The sequence below is a fragment of the Trichlorobacter sp. genome, assembly GCF_030247655.1.
In the GTDB taxonomy this organism is placed as follows: domain Bacteria; phylum Desulfobacterota; class Desulfuromonadia; order Geobacterales; family Pseudopelobacteraceae; genus Trichlorobacter.
The window spans coordinates 1-4,600 of the sequence record NZ_JAOTRZ010000227.1 but is presented as its reverse complement, the minus strand read 5'-3'; the positions used below and the strand labels follow the sequence as shown (position 1 = coordinate 4,600).

7 protein-coding genes are annotated in these 4,600 nt (G+C 50.6%); all 7 read left to right on the top strand.

The annotated features are described in order from the left end of the window. On the top strand, positions 1–182 hold a 182-nt coding region (locus OEL57_RS14420; RefSeq protein ID WP_300741388.1), incomplete at its 5' end, for a GreA/GreB family elongation factor. Between the two features lie 10 nt (positions 183–192). After that, positions 193–402, top strand: a complete 210-nt coding sequence (locus tag OEL57_RS14415; protein ID WP_300741386.1) for a DUF1858 domain-containing protein — start codon at positions 193–195, stop codon at positions 400–402. A 112-nt stretch (positions 403–514) separates the two neighbouring features. Beyond that, complete coding sequence (locus OEL57_RS14410) at positions 515–1,156, top strand: DUF1566 domain-containing protein (RefSeq protein ID WP_300741383.1); 642 nt, start codon at positions 515–517, stop codon at positions 1,154–1,156. 38 nt (positions 1,157–1,194) lie between these two features. Continuing rightward, the gene (locus OEL57_RS14405; RefSeq protein ID WP_300741381.1) at positions 1,195–1,566 is read left to right on the top strand and encodes a four helix bundle protein; all 372 of its coding nucleotides are present in this window, start codon (positions 1,195–1,197) and stop codon (positions 1,564–1,566) included. Between the two features lie 248 nt (positions 1,567–1,814). Next, positions 1,815–1,895: a hypothetical protein gene (locus OEL57_RS17105; RefSeq protein WP_414718529.1), complete on the top strand. Its 81-nt coding sequence runs from the start codon at positions 1,815–1,817 to the stop codon at positions 1,893–1,895. Then, complete coding sequence (locus tag OEL57_RS14400) at positions 1,867–3,396, top strand: reverse transcriptase domain-containing protein (protein ID WP_300741380.1); 1,530 nt, start codon at positions 1,867–1,869, stop codon at positions 3,394–3,396. Before OEL57_RS17105 ends, OEL57_RS14400 begins: the two co-directional genes overlap by 29 nt. Beyond that, positions 3,393–4,600, top strand: a 1,208-nt coding sequence (locus tag OEL57_RS14395; protein ID WP_300741379.1) for a DUF1566 domain-containing protein, incomplete at its 3' end; no start/stop codon positions are given. The genes OEL57_RS14400 and OEL57_RS14395, both read left to right, overlap by 4 nt.

Genomic DNA, 4,600 nt, shown 5'->3' with positions numbered 1-4,600 from the left:
CAGAAGAAGAGATTACCTACAAGATTGTTGGCGAGGATGAGGCTGACATCAAGCTGGGCAAGATCTCTTGCACGTCACCGGTGGGCAAGGCGTTGATCGGCCACAAACTGGATGATTCAGTCAAAGTCAAGGTGCCTGCTGGTACTAAAGAATATGAAATTATTGAGATCAAATACGAGTAGGGGGTAGGGTATGGCACAGGCAACAGCTAAAATTACTAAAGATATGACCTTTCTTGAGATGTTGCGGACCTATCCTGAAACAGCCAAGGTGTTGAAGAAGTACAACCTGGCCTGTGCCAGTTGCATGGGGGCCCAGAGCGAGCCGATTGACCTGGGGGCCATCAACCACGGACTTGATCCAGAGTTGTTGCTGGCTGATTTGAATGCCGCAGTAAAATAGAACTATCTGCTACCTAACCAGAGCCCTTTTGATCGTATGCATCAAAGGGGCTTTGATTTATGTAGCTTTATTCCCAATTATCAATTTTTTTGCTGTGGAGGTCATAGTAAACATGCGCTCAACTTCCCGACGTACCCTGTTTCTGCTGTTCTCATTCTTTATTTTCCATTCTCAATTCCTCATTCCCCATTCTGCCTGCGCAGCAGGCAAGTTGCCTGATACCGGCCAGACCAAATGCTACAACACCTCCTATACCGAAATTTCCTGCGCTGGAACCGGGCAGGATGGCGCCTACAGCATCAATCCGATGTCGTTTACCGACAACGGTGATGGCACGGTCACTGACAACAACACCGGGCTGGTCTGGCAGAAGTGCAGCATGGGGCAGAACAGCGATGCCACCTGCAGTGGAACCGCCACAACTCACAACTGGTACCAGGCGTCTGGCACCTATGATGCAAGCTATAACGCTGCAATTACAAGTGTCTGCGGTTCCCTTGCCCTGGCAGGCGGCGGATGGCGGCTGCCCAGCAAGAAAGAGCTGGTGGGCATTGTGGATTACAGCATTCCCTACCCAGGGCCAAGCATACCGCAGGCAACATTCCCTAATACTGTTTCGTCCTACTATTGGTCGTCTACCACCTACGCAAGCAGTACGAGCAGCGCGTGGGGCGTGGGTTTCTACGATGGTAACGTCGGCAGCCCCAATAAGGGCAATGGCTACTATGTCCGGTGCGTTCGTGGCGGACAGTGATTGATGCTTTGATTATTTGGTTTCTTTGGTGATGAACCATGGCCCATTACGAACATCTGCCGATCTACAAAAAGACGCTTGAGTTGGCCATTTTTATGGAAAACTGCGTTAAGGGGTTTTCCCGGTATCACAAATATACCTTGGGGGCGGACATGAGGAACTCTGCCCGAGAGCTGGTTACCCTGGTTATTAACGCAAATTCCAGGCGGGACAAAATTCCATTCTTGACCGAGCTGCGGGACAAGAGCGAAGGGATGAAGCTTTTGATCGTGCTGGGCAAGGAAACCAGGGTGTTTAAGAGTTTTTCCCAGTTTCAGACGGCGGCATCATTGGCCGTCGAGGTAAGCAGACAGAGCGAAGGATGGCTTAAAAGCCAGACCGCACAACGGCCGGAATCGCGTCATGCATGATGCAGCCGCGAGTGAGCCGATGATCACTGTGCGCCCGGCCCGCCGAAAAGCCCCTTGCCTTTTTTTCTATCAGAGATGAGGGCGGCCACAGGCCGGACAAGGGGACGGCATGGCAGTACTCAAGGCGGATCGTACGCTGGTACAGGATCGTTCCGCATCTGGCCGCAAGGCCGTCAAGAGGCCGGGTAACAACGTCTAACTATTGGTCGTCTACCACCAACGCAAACAATACGAACAACGCGTGGAACGTGAATTTCAACAATGGTAACGTCAACAACAACAATAAGAACAATAACAACTATGTCCGGTGCGTTCGTGGCGGAAAGTGATCACCTGTATTCCTTCAAAAGCCTGTACGATGCCTATCTGTCGTGCCGACGACGCAAGAGGAATACCATTAATGCCCTGATCTTTGAGGAGCATCTGCTTGATAACCTTTTTGAACTCAGGGCAACCCTTGCGGAAGGCAGCTACAGCCCTTCCCGCTCTGTCTGCTTTATTGCCAAACAGCCCAAACACCGCGAGATCTTTGCCGCTGATTTTCGTGACAGGGTGGTGCATCATCTGCTGGTACCACGGCTGGAAGCAATTTTTGAACCTAAGTTTATCCATGATTCCTATGCCTGCCGAAAAGGCAAAGGAACCCATGCCGCTGTGCAGCGGCTGCGTCAGTTTATGAACAGCATAACCAGGCAGGGCCAGGTGACAGCCTGGTACCTGCAACTGGATATCAGAAGCTTCTTTATGAGCATGGACAGGGAAATCCTGCTGGCTATCCTTGCCCGGCATCTGCGTGATGCCCGTTTGCTGGAGCTTGCCTCGCTGATTGTACGTAACGACTGTACCCGTGATTTTGTCTATAAAGGCGACCCGATGTTGTTGCAGGGGATACCTTCCCATAAATCAATGTTTCACATCCCGGCGGGCAAGGGGCTTCCCATAGGAAATCTTACCAGTCAGTTTTTTGGCAATCTGTATCTGAATGAGCTGGATCAGTTTGTAAAACATGAACTGAACGTGAAGCAGTACCTCCGCTATGTGGATGATTTTGTCTTGCTACATACCAGCCGGGAGATGCTTGTCTACTACCGGCAACGGATTGAAGAATTTCTGGCCCAACGGCTTGCGTTAGAACTGAAACAGGAACAAACCCTGAAAAGGGTCTCTGAAGGGGCTGATTTTTTGGGGTATATTGTACGACCTGCGTATACCCTGGTGCGTGGCAGGGTGGTGGGCAATCTGCGGGCGCATTTGAGGCAGTTTGCCGGAGAACTTTTGCAGGGGAACGGTTCGCACGATGAAACTGTGCAAACCCTGCACCTGCATCTTCATGAAGAACCGCTTAGACGTCTCAGGCAGACCCTTGCGTCGTACCTGGGGCACTTTCGTCATGCAAACGCACGTCAGCTTATACGGGGGCTTTTTAAAAAGTTTGTCTGGCTGCAAGAGCTGTTTAGCCTGGATACAGATTGTCGCCTCCATCCCTGCTATGAGCCGACCAGCATACCTGCAAACCTGAAGGAGCAGTATTGCTGGGTAGCTGAACAGTATAGCGGTTTGTGCATCTTCTTTCAGGTGGGCCGCTTCTGTGAGTGGTATGGAGAACAGGCTGAACACTTTAGCCGGTTTTTCGGCCTTGCCCTGCAAAAAGACAGACGGGGCCTCGGTAGTACCTGCGGTTTTCCGCTTCGTCTGCTCCAAAGCTTTAAAAAGAGGATACGGGCAGCCTGTGTCCCCTATGTTGTGATAGGGGAACGGGGCTATTACCCGACTGGTCTGAAAAAAAGAGTGGTTACTGAATTATTCCTGCTGCAAAGGAGTATGTCATGAATATGAGAATACTGTGTGGAGTTCTGTTTTGCCTGCTGCTGTTCGGGTGGGGCACCCCTGTTGTCTCTGGAGCTGTGTTAACTGACAATGGTAATGGCACCGTAACCGACAGTAAAACCGGCCTTGTCTGGCAACAGGCAGAACCGGGAGCTAAAACCTGGGATAATGCCCTTGCCTACTGCGAAGGCTTAAACCTGGCAGGAGCTGATGACTGGCGGCTGCCCAATGTAAAGGAACTGGAATCACTGACTGATGATACACGTTATAATCCGGCGCTTGACAGGACGTATTTTCCAAATGCAAATTCGTCTTACTATTGGTCGTCTACCACCTACGCTTACTATACGTACTACGCGTGGGTCGTGAATTTCTACAATGGTACCGTCTACTACTACGATAAGTACTATAACTACTATGTCCGGTGCGTTCGTGGCGGACAGTCTGGGTCATTGGGTTCTTTGGGTATTTTGCCTTCTTCAGTTACTTTTGCACCGCTCTATATCGGCCAAAGTGCCTCCCGCACTCTGACGCTGTCCAATACCTTGCCAGCCAGTGTTACCATTGGAAAGGCAAGTCTTTCAGGGGAAAACGCACCGGCCTTTAGCCTGGGAGATACCTGTTCAGACAAGACCATTGCCTCTCAGGGAAGCTGCAGCATTGTGGTGGATATCTCGGTAAAATTTTGTGGCCCCAAAACGGCATTGTTGACCATACCCACCAGCCAGGGAAATCTGACGGTGGATCTTTCCGGCCAGGCATGCGGTGTTGGCAATGCCCTGCTTGGCGGTAAGGTGACAGATGCCTTGAGCAAACAGGCACTGGGCTCTGTTGCTGTTATGGTGGGTAGTTATGGGCCTTATACAACCAATGCAAGCGGTATGTATCAGACAGAGTCTCTTCCTTCCGGCAGTTATGAGATAGTTGCCACCAAGAGCGGTTACGATGTCTGGCGTGGGTCAATGACACTTCCCCCGGACAAGTCAAGTCTTCAAAATATCAGTCTATCTTCTGCAAACGGCATGCGTGTGATGTCTCTGACCTCAAAATATTCTTCTGGTAAACCCTATTACTTTCTACCCGGTGTAAGTTTTGAAGTTACCTATACGGCAGAGGTTGATTGGAATGGCAAAACACCTGCCAAGGTTCGTTTTATTAGGTCTCATGGCAGTTATGATGTGGCAACACGCGGTTTCATTCCAACAAA